Raw genomic sequence first — 16335 nt, 5'->3', positions numbered from 1 at the left:
AATCTCTGGTTTTGTTAAAATCCGTTTTTACCGAGGAAAATATGAGTGTGCGTCGGCGGCTGGTTATCGGGAACTGGAAAATGAATGGCAGCAAGGCTGAAAATCAGCAGTTGCTTTCGGATCTGGTCAAGCTACAGAACACCGCAGCTAGCGGTGAGGAAGCGGCGGAGCTGGCCGTATGCGCACCTTTTCCTTACCTGCAGCAAGTGGCAGATATTCTCAAAGATAGTGCGATAGGTTGGGGTGGTCAGGATGCCAGTGAGCATGCCAGCGGCGCCTATACTGGTGAGGTGTCGGTCGCGATGCTTGCCGAGTTCGGCTGTGCCTGGGCGATTGTGGGTCATTCCGAGCGTCGTGCCTATCATGGCGAAAGTAGCGATGTGGTTGCGCGCAAGGCAGCTGCGGCCATTGCAGGCGGTATCACGCCTGTGGTATGCGTGGGTGAAACACAGGCCGAACGCGAGGCGGGCAATACGCTACAGGTCATCAGCAGTCAGCTTGAGCCGGTATTGGCGCTGGGTGCCGACGCGGTCGCAAAAATGGTTCTTGCGTACGAGCCGGTATGGGCGATTGGTACGGGGCTCACTGCCTCGCCGGAGCAGGCGCAGGAAGTCCACGCGCATATTCGCGGCCTGCTTGTACAGGCGGGTGCGCCTGAGCAGCGCATCCTGTATGGCGGTAGTGTGAAGGCTGCAAATGCTGCAAGCCTGTTTGCCAAAGAAGATATTGACGGTGCGCTGGTGGGGGGCGCCTCGCTGGTTGCAACAGATTTTCAGGGAATTGCCAGCGCCTAGGCGCGTGAGCATTTTCCTTATACGGAATTTTTTTGGAGTAATACTTAAATGCCATCATTTATATACCCTTTACTGGCCGTTGTGCAGGTCTTGTCTGCATTGACGGTTATCGGCCTTGTGCTGTTACAGCAAGGCAAGGGCGCTGATATGGGTTCATCTTTTGGTGGCGGTTCTGCCGGAAGTCTGTTTGGCGCTACTGGTGCGGCAAACTTTTTTTCGCGTGCGACAAAATGGGTGTCTATTCTGTTTTTTGCCTGCACACTGGGCCTTGCCTATATTGGTAACAACACGGGTCGCACTTCAGGTCCGGCCACTGGTGGTGGTGTCATGCAGGGCTATGAGGCGCCGGCTCCCGCTACCACCCCGGCGCCAGCCGCGCAGCCGCAAGCTGATTTGCCTGTAGCGCCAGCGCCCGCTGAAACGCCGGCGGCTCCGTCAGCTTCCGGGGCGCCCACTGCGCCTTCAGCGACACCTGCTGCACCAGCGACGCAAGAGCAGTCTGGCGCAACGCCGGCGGCACCTGCGACCGAGAGCAAGCCTGCTGTTGAAAATACAACACCTGCTGCACCAGAATCGCAGCAAGGTGCTAATACTGATACAAAACAGTAAGTGCTTTCGATTAAATAGTGTTATACTCCTCTGTCTTTACAGATGCTCACGTGGTGGAATTGGTAGACACGCTATCTTGAGGGGGTAGTGGCGAGAGCTGTGCGAGTTCGAGTCTCGCCGTGAGCACCAACTGTTAAATCTGATCTGTATCTGATCAGTATTTCGTAGCCATCAAGCCTTTGCTTTCATAGAGCAAAGGCTTTTTTGCATGATTGCCTGATTCGCGGCTCTACGCCATAAACGGGGGATGGGCATTCACCAAACTCTGTTAATCACTCCATTCCAACCGCATTGTGCCAGTACTCGCAAGCGGTAATTCTCAAAATTCCTAAACCCAAACGCACGACGGGCTCTACGCCATAAACGGGGGATGGGTACTCGCCAAACCTGATTCATTTCATCAGTCCAGCCGCATTGAGCCAGGGCTTGCAGTGGCCAGGCTGCGCATGCGTGTAGTCTGCGTGCTTGTATGGGTTTAATTGTGCTGGTATTGCGTCGAATCAATTCGGCTGTTTGGCTCCTATATGGTGTTATGAGCGAAGATGGTATAGTTATAAGTCGTAGTCGATTTCACCAACCTTAAGGAGTACATAATGGCTTTTAAGTTAAAACTGAAACACGTGTTGGCTGCAGCGGCATTGTCGGCAGCTTCTTTGCCCGTTATGGCTGCTGAATGCTCAATTGACGTTGAGGCAAATGACGCCATGCAATTTAATACTAAAGAAATCGCTATCAGTAAATCGTGCAAGGAGTTCACGATTAATCTGAAGCATACCGGCCAGTTGCCGAAAGCCGCAATGGGTCACAATCTTGTGATTGCTAAATCTGCCGATATGCAGGGCGTGGAGACGGATGGTATCGCTGCGGGTGCCGATAAAAATTATGTCAAAGATGGCGACGAGCGTGTGATTGCCCATACCAAGCTGATTGGTGGTGGTGAGTCAGACTCGGTCAAGGTGCCGGTTGATAAGCTGACTGGAGACGACGTATTCTTCTGCTCATTCCCTGGGCATGGCTCCATGATGAAAGGCGTCGTCAAACTCGTCGATTAATCGTATTAGAGTGGGTATGTCTGGCGTGATGCTGGCACATGCTTGATTTTTGCTTAAAAGCCTCCCGAAAAAAGGGAGGCTTTTTTGTGGTACGCCCAGCATGGGCGTACTCCTGCGGGTGCGAGTCCCGCCGCGAGTTGGTCACAACGAGCGAAGTGAAGCGCAACTGCGTGAGGGTGACCGAGCGTGGGAAGGAAGCGTGAAGCGTAAATCGCGAGCCGATGGACAAGAACTGCATAGAAGGCGCTGCCAAGCAGGGCGAGCGGGCCATAAACCGCAAAGCTCTCGTGACCAAGGCGAAGTGGCGTAGATGCAGCGGTTGTGCGATGAAGGAGTGCGTTCTTATCTGGGGAAGCCTCGCCTTGATCCTGAAAGGGTAACGGTGTCGAACCGGAGCGAGGACTCAGCAGAGGTCATAGTAGTCGTGGTAGCCGAATCGGGGAGGTTCGGAGTCGAAGCGACGAAGGACCGAACGAGAAGGAGTATTACTCGACATGTCGATACAACTTGTAGTGCCTCAGATGACTGCCCCAGCGGAGCGGACGGGTGTAGTTGGCGGTGAAGCCGCCGGTGATCCTGTCAGCGAGGAAACAAGGAGTCCGCGATATGGCAATGAGGATACGGGGTCAGCGCTGCTGCAAGCGGCGCTGACAAGAGAGAACCTGCAAGCCGCGTTCAAGCGGGTGCGAGCCAATAAAGGAGCAGCCGGGGTGGATGGTCTGGACATTGATCAGACTGCCCACCACCTGGTGAGCGCCTGGCCTGCCATCCGGGAGGCGTTGCTGACAGGTAAGTACCGGCCCAGCCCGGTACGACGGGTAATGATACCCAAGCCTGACGGTAGCCAGCGCGAGCTGGGTATTCCGACGGTAACGGATCGCCTGATCCAGCAAGCACTACTGCAAGTGCTGCAACCCATCCTTGACCCCACCTTCAGCGAACACAGCTACGGCTTCAGACCGGGCAGGCGGGCGCATGATGCGGTGCTTGCCGCTCAGTCGTATGTGCAGTCCGGCCGCCGTATCGTGGTGGACGTGGATCTGGAGAAGTTCTTCGACCGGGTCAACCACGACATCCTGATTAATCGCTTACAGAAACGCATTGCTGATGCCGGCGTGATCCGGCTGATCCGTGCGTATCTGAATAGCGGCATTATGGATAGCGGTGTGGTGATCGAGCGGCACGAGGGCACGCCGCAAGGCGGACCGCTCTCGCCGTTGCTGGCCAACGTGATGCTCGATGAGGTGGACAAGGAGCTGGAACGCAGGGGTCATTGCTTCGTTCGCTACGCTGACGATTGCAACGTCTACGTTCGCAGTCGCCGTGCCGGTGAACGGGTAATGAACCTGCTGCGACAGTTATACGCTAGACTACGCCTGAAGGTCAATGAAACCAAAAGCGCGGTTGCCAGTGTATTTACGGGTCGCAAATTCCTGGGTTACAGCTTCTGGATGGCCCCCAAGGGCGTGGTCAAGCGCCGAGTGGCGACCAAGGCCGTGATGGCGTTCAAGCAACGCGTGCGACAATTGACGCGCCGCTTGGGCGGACGCAGTATGCAGGATGTGGTGGACAGGTTGCGTGCCTACATGCTGGGTTGGAAGGGCTACTTCCGGCTGGCGCAATCCCAAAAACTCTGGCAAACACTGGAGGAATGGATACGTCACCGGTTACGGGCAATCCAGCTCAAACAGTGGAAACGCGGTAAAACGATGTTCCGTGAGCTACGCACTCTAGGTGCTAGTGTGACAGTAGCACACCGCGTGGCGGCCAACAGCCGTCGCTGGTGGCGCAACAGTGGCAAGCTGCTCAATAGTGTGCTGACGATCGCGTGGTTCGATAACCTGGGTCTGCCTCGTCTCTCATGACCTCAACTTCTCGAACCGCCCGGTGCGGACCCGCATGCCGGGTGGTGTGGCAGGGGTGCAGTCTGATGACTGCCCCCTATGCCGATTCGTGTCTTGTTCGTTCGAGTGAGTGTGCTCGGGTGCGGGTGGGCGTATGGGAGGGGGGGCGTCAATCCATTATGGTGCAGGATCCGCGCATATGATTCAGTGGCGTACGCTTGTATCTCATGGCTGGTATGTGGCGTCGTTGCGACCGGTAAGGTGGATGGACTCGAATCTTGCGCGGCCACCGCTCTTGAGCGCGCTCAAAATCCCCAACAATGGCGCACATACAACACAATGTATTAATTTTACAACGATACATCGATTGGATCTGTTAATCTGTGTGTGACTGTTGAGTTTTTGCTACGCGATTGCTTAATCGTCACTCGATGGAAACTCGGTAAGGCTGTAGGTGTCTGATTTTCCTGAGATTAGCCAAGTTAAAGTAATTTCTAGCTTAGGCGCGACTTTCTTTTGATTTTCCAGTCGTTGTTTACCGTTTAATTTGTGGTTTTGTTGCATGCAACCTACAAAAAAGCAAAAAAAACGGTTCTTGATGCAGATCAAGGTAGCCAGAAGGGCCAAAATTTGGTGCAATAACTACAACTTCCCTTCGCGGAGTTTTATAGAGCGGTAGAACATAACGTCTTGATCGCTGCTCTGATCACTCAAAATCTACGGAGATTTAACAAATGAAAAAGACTTTGCTTGCTGCAGCTCTGGTAACCGGCTTCGCTGGTGTGGCTCACGCAGAAACTTCTGTAACGCTGTACGGTCTGGTTGACGCTGGTATTGGGTACTCTCAAACCAAAGTTACTCAGGGTGATGCTTTCACAAAAACACGCGATATCGGTCTGATCAACGGCGTTAAAAACGGCAACCGTTGGGGCCTGAAAGGTACTGAAGATCTGGGTAACGGTACTAGCGCCATTTTCCAACTGGAAAGCGGCTTTGACCTGGGTAACGGTCGTTCTTCACAAGGTGGCCGTCTGTTCGGTCGTAAAGCTATCGTTGGTTTGACTGGTGAAAGCTGGGGTACATTGACTCTGGGTCGTCAGTACAACGTTGCTGATGATTTCATCTCTCCAATCGATCCATTTGGTACAGGTTTCGGTCAAGCTGGTGTAACTGACGGTGCTTTCGGTGATTCTCCATCTGCTCGTATGGACAACTCCATCAAGTACATGACGCCTGATTTCGCAGGCTTCAAAGCTGCTATCGGTTATGCTGGTAAAAACACCAAAACGACGTCCGAAGATTTCTTTGGTAACGAAGGTGAAACACGTGATACATCCAACTGGATCACTGCTGGCTTGGCATACAACAACGGCCCGATCGCTGTAGCTGCTTCATATGATCGTTTCCGTTCAAATGCTCGCGGTATTGATGAAGATACAGGTCTTGCTTGGGAGACAAAAGGTACGACACACATGTGGAACCTGTTTGGTTCTTACGACTTCGAAGTTGTTAAACTACACTTGGGCTACGGTCAGATCCGTGGTTCTGTAGCTAATGATGTTGTTTCTGAAGCAGGTGTTGGTAGTGTTGGTCTGAACAGCGCGCTGGCTGACTTCGCAGTTCGTAGTGATGGCCTGAACTACACACAAACTAACGGTTACCGTCAACAGTCTTGGATGGCTGGTCTGAGTGCTCCTGTTGGTGACGACGGTAAAGTACTGTTCTCTTACCAAGGCAACACTTCTAAAAACACTGGCGAAGCATTTGATGGTGTGAAAGGTAAACTGCACCTGTTCAGCCTGGGTTATGTACACAACCTGTCTAAACGTACCAGCCTGTATGCTATCGCATCTTACGGTACTGGAAAACTGAAGTTTGACAACCAAGAAAACGTTAAACTGAAATCAACTCTGGTTGGTGTAGGTATGCAACACCGTTTCTAATGAAATGCATCGCTTGGCGATGTTTTCATAGAGCAGAAAAAACCACCCTTCGGGGTGGTTTTTTTTGGCCTGCGTTGTGAACTGGTATGGAAAAGTTGGACGCAAATGCGGTCCCGCGATGGCCGCGCCGGTTCGCGAGCCGGGCAGGGCGAGCTGGGTGTTCAAATGCGTTGCGTCTCCTTGTGCTTGATGATTTCTCTATGGAGATGACAATTGGCCATGCTGGCTTGAGGGTAGGGGAGGCTCTCGAAGGGGGGGGCATCGGACATCAGAAATCGGCGTACGTTCTACCTTTGTTCTCGTGTCTTTTGGCTTTAGGTATCCACTAATTTTAGTTGAAAGATCAATCTGTTAAGCTGCAATTCAGTTGCCCGGAAAACTGTTGTATCAAGGAGCCTCAAAGCACTTAATTATCTGTTTTTTACCGGATGAATCCGCACGCTGATGTTTGTGAAATGATACAATCTAAAAGTTTATAAATTTTCATTTCAATCTTTGTGGCGGCGTATTATGTCTATCGCTGAATACTTCCCGGTCCTTCTTTTTATTGTGGTTGCGGCCATTATTGGCGTTGCGCTGCTGGCAATGGGATCGTTCCTGGGGCCGCGTCAGCCCGGTACCGAAAAAGACTCACCTTACGAGTGTGGTTTCGAGGCTTTCGAAGACGCACGTATGCGCTTTGATGTCCGTTATTATCTGGTGGCCATTCTGTTTATTCTGTTCGATCTGGAAATCGCCTTTCTGTTTCCATGGGCCATTGCCAATGGACAGATCGGTCTGGTCGGATTCTGGACGGTCATCGTCTTCCTGACAGTGCTCACTGTCGGGTTTATTTATGAATGGAAAAAGGGTGCACTGGACTGGGATTAATCGTTCCCGGGAGTGTATGTCACTATGTCTTCTGAACAAAACGTATTGAACAAGCAGGGCTTTCTGGTTACCTCAACCGATGCCGTGCTCAATTGGGTGAAAACCGGCTCTATGTGGCCCGTCACCTTCGGTCTGGCCTGTTGTGCTGTCGAAATGATGCATGCGGGTGCGGCACGCTACGACCTGGATCAATTTGGTATTATTTTCCGGCCCAGTCCGCGGCAGTCAGATGTCATGATTGTTGCCGGCACGCTGTGCAACAAAATGGCGCCGCCGCTGCGCAAGGTCTATGACCAGATGGCAGAGCCGCGCTGGGTTGTCTCCATGGGCTCCTGTGCTAACGGTGGTGGGTATTACCACTATTCGTATTCAGTTGTGCGTGGTTGTGATCGCATTGTCCCGGTTGATATTTACGTGCCGGGCTGTCCGCCCACGGCAGAGGCCCTGGTATATGGCCTGCTGCAGTTGCAGAACAAGATTCGTCGTACCAATACCATCGCACGCGAAGCGTAACCGGCCGACGGCCGCACCTCTTATTGTAAAAGCGTCAATGTTATGACCCGTTTAGAAACCTTGGAACAAGCCCTGCGCGCACAGTTCGGCGAACTAGAGTCGTTCTCCGTCACCAGCGCTCATGGTGAGCTTAACCTGGAAATTCCAGCCGAAAAATGGATAGAAACCTGTCGGTTTCTGCGTGATGACGCCGCGTTCCGCTTTGAGTCCTGTATCGACTTGTGCGGAGTGGACTATTTAACTTACGGTCAGCCCGGCGCTCACGCCGCGCGTACGTTTCCTTCCCGTTTTGCCGTTGCGGTGCAGCTGCTGTCGCTCACACATAACTGGCGCCTGCGGGTACGTGCCTGGGTGCCGAATGATGATTTTCCGGTAGTGCCTACGCTGGTCGATATCTGGCCTGCCGTTAACTGGTTCGAGCGCGAAGCATTCGACCTTTACGGCATTGTCTTTGAGGGTCACCCCGATCTGCGTCGTATCCTGACCGACTATGGCTTCATCGGCCATCCGTTCCGCAAGGATTTTCCACTGTCCGGATATGTGGAAATGCGTTACGACGAGGCTTCTCAGCGCGTGATTTATCAGCCCGTAACCATCGAGCCGCGCGAAATTACCCCACGCGTGATCCGCGAGGAAGGCTACGGAGTAGGACGTTAACATGTCAGAAATCAAGAACTACACCCTTAACTTCGGTCCCCAGCACCCGGCTGCGCACGGTGTGCTGCGCCTAATCCTGGAGTTAAGCGGCGAGGTCATTCAGCGTGCCGATCCGCATATCGGCCTGCTGCATCGCGCCACCGAAAAACTGGCCGAGCATAAAACCTATCTTCAGGCACTGCCGTACATGGATCGTCTCGATTACGTTTCCATGATGTGTAACGAACATGCCTACGTAATGGCGATCGAGAAGCTGCTGGGTATTGAGGTGCCGTTGCGCGCTCAGTACATTCGCGTGATGTTCGATGAAATTACCCGTTTGCTGAACCACCTCATGAGTGTTGGTACGCACGGGCTCGACGTGGGCGCCATGGCCGCCATGCTGTATGCCTTCCGTGAGCGTGAAGATCTGATGGATTGCTACGAAGCTGTCTCGGGTGCACGTATGCATGCTGCCTACTACCGTCCGGGTGGTGTGTATCGCGATCTGCCCGATAGCATGCCGCAGCACAAGATGGATTCCAAATATCGCAGCAAGCGCGAGATCAAGCAGTTTAATGAAACCCGCGAAGGTTCACTGCTCGATTTCATTGAAGCGTTTACAGAAAGATTTCCCAAATGTGTCGATGAGTATGAAACATTACTCACGGATAATCGCATCTGGAAACAGCGTCTGGTCGGCATCGGCGTCGTGGATCCTGATCGTGCCATGGCGCTGGGCTTTACCGGTCCGATGCTGCGTGGTTCTGGCGTAAGTTGGGATTTGCGTCGTACGCAGCCCTATGAAGTGTACGATCGCCTGGAATTTGATATTCCGATAGGTACCAATGGCGACTGCTATGATCGCTATCTGGTTCGTGTTGCCGAGATGCGGGAAAGTAACCGTATTATTTCGCAATGCGTACACTGGCTGCGTAATAATCCCGGCCCGGTTATCAATGATAACCACAAGATTACTCCGCCGAAGCGGAACAGCATGAAGTCCAATATGGAAGAGCTGATCCACCACTTCAAACTCTTTACCGAAGGTTTTCCGGTTCCAGAAGGCGAAGTATATTCCGCAGTGGAACACCCCAAGGGGGAGTTTGGTATTTACCTGGTGTCTGACGGCGCGAACAAGCCGTATCGCCTGAAGATCCGTCCACCGGGTTTTGTACATCTGCAATCACTGGACGAAATGTCCCGCGGCCACATGCTGGCCGATGCTGTCACGATCATCGGTACTCAGGATATCGTGTTTGGTGAAATTGACCGCTGATCGCAGCGGATTACTGGATTAAAAAATGTTGCTTTCTCAACAGGCGTATACAAGGATAGACAAAGAGCTGGCCAAATATCCGGCCGATCAGCGTCAGTCCGCCATTATGTCGGCCCTGCGCATTGCGCAGGTGGAAAAAGGCTGGGTATCGGCAGAAGTGATTGCCGATGTGGCACGCTATATCGGCGTCGAGCCGATTGCGGTCCAGGAAGTGGCCACCTTTTACAACATGTTCAACAACAAGCCTGTAGGCAAGTTCAAGATCAGCGTCTGCACCAATCTGCCCTGTGCCTTGCGTGACGGTGAGAAAACCGCCGACTATCTGAAGCAGAAACTGGGTATCGAACTGGGCGAAACCACCAGCGATGGCCTGTTTACCCTGCAGGAAGGGGAGTGCATGGGTGCTTGCGGAGATTCGCCGGTTCTTATTGTGAACAACCACCATATGTGTGTACGTATGTCGACCGAAAAAATCGATGCCATGCTGGCAGAGCTTGCCCAACAGGGAGATGCCGCATGAGTGTGATTCTGAGCAAGTATTCACAGGGGCTCAATGCCAACCCTGCTGGCGACCTGAATGGTTCCATGGCTTTGCACGGGCGGCATATTCAGCCGCAGATCATGGCCGATCTTAACGGCGAGAACTGGCGTCTTGAAGATTATGTCAAGCGTGGCGGTTACGAAGCACTGCGCAAGATCCTCACCACCGGTATGACCCAGGAAGACGTTATTGCCGAAGTCAAGGCGTCAGGGCTGCGTGGACGGGGCGGTGCCGGGTTTCCTACCGGTCTGAAGTGGAGCTTCATGCCCCGCAATTTCCCCGGACAGAAATATCTGGTCTGCAATTCCGACGAGGGAGAACCAGGCACGTTCAAGGATCGCGATATTTTGCGTTCCAATCCGCATATTGTGATTGAAGGCATGGCCATTGCTGCGTATGCCATGGGCATCACGGTAGGCTACAACTATATCCACGGCGAGATTTTCGAAGTGTACGAGCGCTTTGAAGAGGCGCTGGAAGAAGCGCGTGCTGCGGGCTTGCTGGGCGACAGGATCCTGGGTTCTGAGTTCTCATTCCAGTTGCACGCCCACCATGGTTACGGTGCGTATATCTGCGGTGAGGAAACGGCGCTGCTGGAGTCGCTTGAAGGCAAAAAAGGGCAGCCACGCTTTAAGCCGCCATTCCCGGCCAGTTTTGGTCTTTACGGCAAACCTACTACCATTAACAATACCGAAACGTTTGCGGCTGTTCCATGGATCATCCGCAACGGTGGCCAGCAGTATCTGGAAATTGGTCTGCCCAACAATGGTGGAACCAAACTGTTTTCCATTACCGGCGACGTTGAACGTCCGGGCAATTACGAAATACCGCTAGGCACGCCGTTTTCTAAACTGCTGGAACTGGCGGGTGGGATGCGTGATGGCCGCAAGCTCAAAGCCGTGATTCCTGGTGGTTCCAGTGCGCCTGTGCTGCCCGGCGAGATTATGATGAATCTCACTATGGACTATGATGCCATCTCCAAGGCTGGTTCAATGCTGGGTTCCGGCGCGGTCATTGTCATGGATGAAACGCGCTGCATGGTTAAATCCCTGCTGCGCCTGTCGTATTTCTATTTTGAAGAAAGTTGCGGCCAGTGTACGCCTTGCCGGGAAGGTACCGGCTGGCTGTATCGCATGGTCAACCGCATTGAACACGGGCAGGGTCGCCAGGAAGACCTGGATCTGCTCGATACCATTGCCGGCAATATCATGGGCCGCACCATCTGTGCGCTGGGTGACGCGGCGGCAATGCCTGTTCGCGGGTTTTTGAAGCATTATCGCGATGAATTCGCATACCACATTGAGCATAAGCAATGTGTGGTTCCTCAATATCTGTAGGTCAAAGCATGGTTGAACTTACCATAGACGGAAAACCCGTATCAGTGCCCGAAGGCAGCATGGTTATGCATGCCGCCAGCGAACTGGGTCTGTACGTTCCGCATTTCTGTTATCACAAGAAGCTGTCCATTGCGGCCAACTGTCGTATGTGTCTGGTAGAAGTCGAAAAGGCGCCCAAGGCGCTGCCGGCATGTGCCACACCGGTGACGCAGGGCATGGTGGTGCACACCTGCTCAGCCAAGGCGGTTGCTGCGCAAAAAAGTGTGATGGAGTTTCTGCTGATCAACCACCCGCTGGATTGTCCTATCTGTGATCAGGGCGGCGAGTGTCAGTTGCAGGATCTGGCCGTGGGCTACGGCAATGACGAATCACGTTACCGTGAAGAAAAACGGGTGGTTTTCCATAAGGATGTCGGCCCGTTGGTGTCTGCAGAAGAAATGAGTCGCTGCATTCACTGTACCCGCTGTGTCCGTTTCGGCCAGGAAGTGGCCGGTGTCATGGAACTGGGCATGCTCAATCGCGGTGAACATTCTGAAATTCAGACGTTTGTGGGCAATGCCATTGAATCTGAATTGTCCGGCAATATGATTGATTTGTGCCCTGTTGGTGCACTTACTTCCAAACCGTTCCGCTATACCGCGCGTACCTGGGAGCTGGCGCGTCGCCGCTCAATCAGCGCACACGATAGCGTAGGTTCCAATCTGGTGGTACAGGTCAAGGGCGATCAGGTGAAACGGGTCGTGCCGTTCGAGAACGAAGAGATTAATGAATGCTGGATCAGCGACAAGGATCGCTGGTCCTATGAAGGCCTTAACGTTGCCGACCGTCTGCAAACGCCCATGATCAAGGGCGATGACGGCGTATGGCGCGAGGCTTCCTGGAATGACGCACTCACAGCCGCCGCACAGGTGCTGGAGCGCATTAACCAAACGCATGGTGACGGCCAGATCGGTGCACTTGCTACGGAATACTCTACCGTCGAAGAGCTGGCCTTGCTGGCTCGCCTGACGCGTGGCCTGGGTTCGCAGCACATCGATTTCCGCTTGCGCCAGACCGATGCCGGTTTTGAGCAGTCACTGCAGGGTTTGCCCTGGCTGGGCATGCCCATTGCCGAACTGAATACCCTGGACCGGGTGCTGGTGATTGGTTCAGTGCTGCGCAAGGATCATCCGCTGTTCGCGCAGCGCCTGCGTCAGGCAGCCAAACACGGCACCCAGATCGTTATTATTGATACAACCGGCGACGATCCGCTGATCCCCACTGCAAAACGGATAACTGTTGCACCGGATCAGTTACCGGCTTTTGTGGCTCAGGTGGCAGCAGCAGGCAAGTCTGCAGAGCAGGCAGTACCGGCACCGGGCAAACAGGATCTGACGGCTGCTGATGTCGCAGCCATTCTGGCTGGCGGCAGCAAGAGCGCAGTGTTCCTGGGTAATATGGCTGTCGCGTCGCCACACGCGTCGCAACTGGCTGTTCAGGCTCAGACCATTGCACAGCAGGTTAATGGCACACTGGGTTTCCTGACAGCGGGCGCCAATACGGTAGGTGGCTATCTTGCCGGTGCCGTGGCGACGGAAGACGGTATGAACGTGGCCAAAATGATGAACAATCCGCTCAAGGCGTATCTGGTTCTGCACGCCGAGCCGGCGCTGGACATGGATGATGGCGACAAGGCAGAAAAAATGCTGGCCGGTGCCTTCTCCATTGCACTTACTTCATATAAATCAGCAGCAGAGAGCTGGGCACGCATCATGCTGCCGGTTGCGCCGTTTACTGAAACCTCCGGCACGTTTGTGAATGCCGAAGGCCGTGCGCAAAGCTTCAAGGGCGTGGTTGCCGGTCTGGGACAAAGTCGTCCGGCCTGGAAAGTGCTCCGCGTCCTGGGCAATATTCTGAAGCTGACAGACTTTGAAGACGAGACATCCGAATCCGTACGCGACAGCGTGCTGCTCAACGGCTTTGCCGCCAAGCTCTCCAACAAGGTCACAGCGGTAGCCGGCGCAGCGACAGCAGCACCGGTAGCCGATGGTGCCCTGCAGCGTGTGGCCGATCTGCCGATCTATCGTACCGACGCCATTGTGCGTCGTGCCGAATCACTGCAGCAGGCGCCCGCCAGCGCCGCACCGGTAGCCCGCCTGAACGCAGCAACGCTTGCGCGCCTGGGCGTTCAAAGCGGCGATACCGTAAAGGTGCGTGGCAGCAACGGTAACGATATACAAATCCAGGCTAAGCAGGATGATCGCCTGGCAGACAATACAGTTCGCATCGCCCAGGGCTTTGCACAAACTGCCGCACTTGGCAGTGCTTTCGGTAATGTATTCGTGGAGAAACTTTGATGGATATCTGGTCCTGGTTTACCGACGGCGTCAAGGCAGTGAATGTCTGGGGAACCGATCTGCTCGGCCCGGTGGCATGGCTCGTCATCTGGACGCTGGTCATGATTGTGGTCATCGCACTGCCCATCATTATCTGCGTGGCTTTCCTTACCCTTTGGGAACGTCGCATGATTGGATACATGCACGTACGTCGCGGTCCCAATCGCGTTGGCCCTGGTGGTATGTTGCAGCCGTTTGCCGACGTGCTCAAGCTGCTCACCAAAGAGGTCATCGTACCGGCGCAGGCCAACAAGGTGCTGTATTTTATCGCACCGGTACTTACGCTGATTCCGGCGCTGGCCGCCTGGGCAGTGGTGCCTTTCGGTCCTGAAGTCGTGCTGGCCAATGTCAACGCCGGCCTGCTGTATGTGATGGCCATTACCTCTATTGGTGTATACGGCGTGATCATCGCCGGCTGGGCATCCAACTCCAAGTATGCCTTCCTGGGGGCGATGCGTGCTTCGGCACAAATGGTATCGTATGAGCTGGCAATGGGCTTTGTGCTGGTAACCGTGTTGCTGGTATCAGGTACGCTGAACATGAACGGCATCGTACAGGGCCAGACTCAAGGCTGGTTTGCCTCACATGGTGTGAACTTCATGTCCTGGAACTGGCTGCCCTTGCTGCCGCTATTCGTGATCTATGTGATTTCAGCCGTTGCTGAAACCAACCGCCACCCGTTCGACGTGGTTGAGGGGGAGTCCGAGATTGTTGCCGGTCACATGGTTGAATATTCAGGTATGGGTTTCGCACTGTTCTTCCTGGCCGAATACGCCAACATGATTCTGCTGTCTGCCATCGCTTCGGTGATGTTCCTGGGCGGCTGGTCGTCACCTCTGGATTTCGCGCCGTTTACCTGGGTCCCTGGCTGGTTGTGGCTGGGTCTGAAAGCATTTTTCGTGGTGTCACTGTTTATCTGGTTCCGCGCTTCCTTTCCCCGCTATCGCTATGACCAAATCATGCGTCTGGGCTGGAAGGTATTCATTCCGCTTACCGGGATCTGGTTACTGGTTGTCGCGATCTGGATGCAGACGCCTTTTAATATCTGGAAATAGGCTGACAGAGACATGAGTGCAATTAAAGATTTTTTTGGCAGCCTGCTACTGACTGAATTGCTGAAAGGCATGAGTCTGACGGGCAAGTATTTCTTCAAGCGCAAGATTACGCTGCAGTACCCTTACGAGAAAACGCCGGCTTCACCGCGCTTCCGTGGCCTGCATGCCTTGCGTCGCTATCCCAATGGGGAAGAGCGCTGCATTGCCTGTAAGTTATGCGAAGCAGTGTGTCCTGCCCTGGCCATTACCATCGAATCAGAAGAGCGTGATGACGGCACTCGTCGTACCTCGCGCTATGACATCGATCTGACCAAGTGCATTTTCTGCGGCTTTTGCGAAGAGAGCTGCCCGGTTGATTCCATCGTTGAGACGCATATTCATGAGTACCACGGTGAGAAGCGGGGCGATTTGTATTTCACCAAGGATATGCTGCTCGCTGTAGGAGATAAGTATGAATCCGAGATCGCTGCGCGTCGCGAAGCTGATGCCCGTTACCGATAAAGGCAAATGAGAAGATAACCATGTTTACAACTGTTCTCTTTTATATTCTGGCCGTTATCCTGATCATTGCAGGTGCGCGGGTCATTACGGCGACCAGCCCGGTAACGGCGGTGCTGCACCTGATTCTGACCTTCTTTACAGCTTCCATGCTGTGGATGCTGCTGGGTGCGGAATTTCTGGCGCTGCTGCTGGTTCTGGTTTATGTGGGCGCCGTGATGGTGCTGTTCCTGTTTGTTGTGATGATGATCGACATTACGCCGGCCAATCTGCGGTCCGGTTTCAAAACCTATCTGCCGCTGGGCCTGGTTGTGGGTGGCGTCATGGTTCTGGAAATTGCCTTTGTACTGGGCAATATGTACCTGGGTTCCGGTCCGTCCATCTCCATGCCTGCTGATTATGACAATACGCGTGAACTGGGTATTGCCCTGTATTCCCGCTACTCCTATGCCGTTCAGATTGGTGCGGTAACGCTGCTGGTAGGTATGATCGCCGCAATTGCGCTTACCTTGCGCGAGCGTCGTAATCGCAAGTACGTGACGTCCGATCAGCAGTTGCATGTGAAGGCATCTGATCGTCTGAAGATGGTTAATATTCCATCGCAGCGTGAAGTGCCCACGGCAGAAGACCAGGATGTGAAACCAGCAGGGGAAGGCAAATGACCATATCACTCGCTCATTATTTGATCCTTGGCGCGATTATGTTCGCCATGGGCGTATTTGGTATTTTTCTGAACCGGCGCAATCTGATCAGTCTGCTGATGTCGATCGAGCTGATGCTGCTGGCCGTTAATATCAATTTCGTGGCTTTCTCCAGCTGGATGCCGGGTGCCGATGGCATGCCTGATACAGCCGGACAGATATTCGTATTTTTCATCCTCACGGTGGCTGCTGCTGAAGCGGCTATCGGCCTGGCGATTCTTGTGATGCTGTTCCGTAAAATCAATTCAATCAATGTGGACGACATCGGTCGTTTGAAAGGGTAAGGAT

16 protein-coding genes and 1 tRNA gene are annotated in these 16335 nt (G+C 53.7%); all 17 read left to right on the top strand.

Going from position 1 to position 16335, the window contains the following annotated elements:
* The first annotated feature begins 41 nt into the window (after positions 1-41).
* The 17 genes from tpiA to nuoK all read left to right on the top strand — a co-directional run bounded on the left by tpiA (position 42) and on the right by nuoK (position 16331).
* The gene (tpiA, locus tag MIM_RS12940; RefSeq protein WP_025373181.1) at positions 42-794 is read left to right on the top strand and encodes a triose-phosphate isomerase; all 753 of its coding nucleotides are present in this window, start codon (positions 42-44) and stop codon (positions 792-794) included.
* Positions 795-842: 48 nt separating this feature from the next.
* Positions 843-1403, top strand: a complete 561-nt coding sequence (gene secG / locus MIM_RS12935) for a preprotein translocase subunit SecG (RefSeq protein WP_025373180.1) — start codon at positions 843-845, stop codon at positions 1401-1403.
* A gap of 44 nt (positions 1404-1447) precedes the next feature.
* A tRNA-Leu gene (locus MIM_RS12930) sits at positions 1448-1532 on the top strand.
* Between the two features lie 464 nt (positions 1533-1996).
* Positions 1997-2455 (top strand): azurin, encoded by a 459-nt coding sequence (gene azu, locus MIM_RS12925; protein WP_042070299.1) that lies wholly within the window; start codon positions 1997-1999, stop codon positions 2453-2455.
* A 494-nt stretch (positions 2456-2949) separates the two neighbouring features.
* Complete coding sequence (gene ltrA / locus MIM_RS12915; RefSeq protein ID WP_025371806.1) at positions 2950-4320, top strand: group II intron reverse transcriptase/maturase; 1371 nt, start codon at positions 2950-2952, stop codon at positions 4318-4320.
* A gap of 713 nt (positions 4321-5033) precedes the next feature.
* Complete coding sequence (locus MIM_RS12910; RefSeq protein ID WP_025373178.1) at positions 5034-6242, top strand: porin; 1209 nt, start codon at positions 5034-5036, stop codon at positions 6240-6242.
* A 510-nt stretch (positions 6243-6752) separates the two neighbouring features.
* Positions 6753-7112 carry an NADH-quinone oxidoreductase subunit A gene (locus MIM_RS12905; RefSeq protein WP_025373177.1) on the top strand — a complete coding sequence of 120 codons (360 nt, stop codon included), beginning with the start codon at positions 6753-6755 and terminating at the stop codon, positions 7110-7112.
* Between the two features lie 24 nt (positions 7113-7136).
* Entirely contained in the window at positions 7137-7625 is a 489-nt protein-coding gene (locus MIM_RS12900; RefSeq protein ID WP_024005463.1) for a NuoB/complex I 20 kDa subunit family protein, read from the top strand.
* A 42-nt stretch (positions 7626-7667) separates the two neighbouring features.
* On the top strand, positions 7668-8282 hold the full coding sequence (locus tag MIM_RS12895) for an NADH-quinone oxidoreductase subunit C (protein WP_025373176.1): 615 nt from the start codon (positions 7668-7670) through the stop codon (positions 8280-8282).
* A gap of 1 nt (position 8283) precedes the next feature.
* Entirely contained in the window at positions 8284-9540 is a 1257-nt protein-coding gene (locus tag MIM_RS12890; protein ID WP_025373175.1) for an NADH-quinone oxidoreductase subunit D, read from the top strand.
* 25 nt (positions 9541-9565) lie between these two features.
* A complete protein-coding gene (gene nuoE / locus MIM_RS12885; RefSeq protein ID WP_025373174.1) occupies positions 9566-10060 on the top strand; it encodes an NADH-quinone oxidoreductase subunit NuoE in 495 nt (164 codons plus the stop codon).
* The gene (nuoF, locus tag MIM_RS12880; RefSeq protein ID WP_025373173.1) at positions 10057-11418 is read left to right on the top strand and encodes an NADH-quinone oxidoreductase subunit NuoF; all 1362 of its coding nucleotides are present in this window, start codon (positions 10057-10059) and stop codon (positions 11416-11418) included. Before nuoE ends, nuoF begins: the two co-directional genes overlap by 4 nt.
* 8 nt (positions 11419-11426) lie before the next feature.
* On the top strand, positions 11427-13754 hold the full coding sequence (nuoG, locus tag MIM_RS12875) for an NADH-quinone oxidoreductase subunit NuoG (RefSeq protein WP_025373172.1): 2328 nt from the start codon (positions 11427-11429) through the stop codon (positions 13752-13754).
* Entirely contained in the window at positions 13754-14848 is a 1095-nt protein-coding gene (gene nuoH, locus MIM_RS12870) for an NADH-quinone oxidoreductase subunit NuoH (protein ID WP_025373171.1), read from the top strand. The genes nuoG and nuoH overlap by 1 nt, the downstream gene beginning before the upstream one ends.
* Positions 14849-14860: 12 nt before the next feature.
* Positions 14861-15349 carry an NADH-quinone oxidoreductase subunit NuoI gene (gene nuoI, locus MIM_RS12865; RefSeq protein WP_025373170.1) on the top strand — a complete coding sequence of 163 codons (489 nt, stop codon included), beginning with the start codon at positions 14861-14863 and terminating at the stop codon, positions 15347-15349.
* A 20-nt stretch (positions 15350-15369) separates the two neighbouring features.
* Positions 15370-16008 (top strand): NADH-quinone oxidoreductase subunit J, encoded by a 639-nt coding sequence (locus MIM_RS12860; RefSeq protein ID WP_025373169.1) that lies wholly within the window; start codon positions 15370-15372, stop codon positions 16006-16008.
* Complete coding sequence (gene nuoK, locus MIM_RS12855; protein WP_025373168.1) at positions 16005-16331, top strand: NADH-quinone oxidoreductase subunit NuoK; 327 nt, start codon at positions 16005-16007, stop codon at positions 16329-16331. Before MIM_RS12860 ends, nuoK begins: the two co-directional genes overlap by 4 nt.
* The last annotated feature ends 4 nt before the right edge of the window (positions 16332-16335 follow it).

The organism is Advenella mimigardefordensis DPN7 (assembly GCF_000521505.1).
In the GTDB taxonomy this organism is placed as follows: domain Bacteria; phylum Pseudomonadota; class Gammaproteobacteria; order Burkholderiales; family Burkholderiaceae_B; genus Advenella; species Advenella mimigardefordensis.
Note: the sequence above shows the minus strand (reverse complement) of the source record. Positions and strands in the feature narration are given on the sequence as shown.

Coding starts and splice junctions, on each gene's coding strand:
- azu (WP_042070299.1), top strand. CDS start 1,997: ATGGCTTTTAAGTTAAAACTGAAACACGTGTTGGCTGCAGCGGCATTG.
- MIM_RS12905 (WP_025373177.1), top strand. CDS start 6,753: ATGTCTATCGCTGAATACTTCCCGGTCCTTCTTTTTATTGTGGTTGCG.
- secG (WP_025373180.1), top strand. CDS start 843: ATGCCATCATTTATATACCCTTTACTGGCCGTTGTGCAGGTCTTGTCT.
- MIM_RS12900 (WP_024005463.1), top strand. CDS start 7,137: ATGTCTTCTGAACAAAACGTATTGAACAAGCAGGGCTTTCTGGTTACC.
- nuoF (WP_025373173.1), top strand. CDS start 10,057: ATGAGTGTGATTCTGAGCAAGTATTCACAGGGGCTCAATGCCAACCCT.
- MIM_RS12910 (WP_025373178.1), top strand. CDS start 5,034: ATGAAAAAGACTTTGCTTGCTGCAGCTCTGGTAACCGGCTTCGCTGGT.
- MIM_RS12895 (WP_025373176.1), top strand. CDS start 7,668: ATGACCCGTTTAGAAACCTTGGAACAAGCCCTGCGCGCACAGTTCGGC.
- nuoI (WP_025373170.1), top strand. CDS start 14,861: ATGAGTGCAATTAAAGATTTTTTTGGCAGCCTGCTACTGACTGAATTG.
- MIM_RS12860 (WP_025373169.1), top strand. CDS start 15,370: ATGTTTACAACTGTTCTCTTTTATATTCTGGCCGTTATCCTGATCATT.
- nuoH (WP_025373171.1), top strand. CDS start 13,754: ATGGATATCTGGTCCTGGTTTACCGACGGCGTCAAGGCAGTGAATGTC.
- nuoK (WP_025373168.1), top strand. CDS start 16,005: ATGACCATATCACTCGCTCATTATTTGATCCTTGGCGCGATTATGTTC.
- MIM_RS12890 (WP_025373175.1), top strand. CDS start 8,284: ATGTCAGAAATCAAGAACTACACCCTTAACTTCGGTCCCCAGCACCCG.
- nuoG (WP_025373172.1), top strand. CDS start 11,427: ATGGTTGAACTTACCATAGACGGAAAACCCGTATCAGTGCCCGAAGGC.
- nuoE (WP_025373174.1), top strand. CDS start 9,566: ATGTTGCTTTCTCAACAGGCGTATACAAGGATAGACAAAGAGCTGGCC.
- tpiA (WP_025373181.1), top strand. CDS start 42: ATGAGTGTGCGTCGGCGGCTGGTTATCGGGAACTGGAAAATGAATGGC.
- ltrA (WP_025371806.1), top strand. CDS start 2,950: ATGTCGATACAACTTGTAGTGCCTCAGATGACTGCCCCAGCGGAGCGG.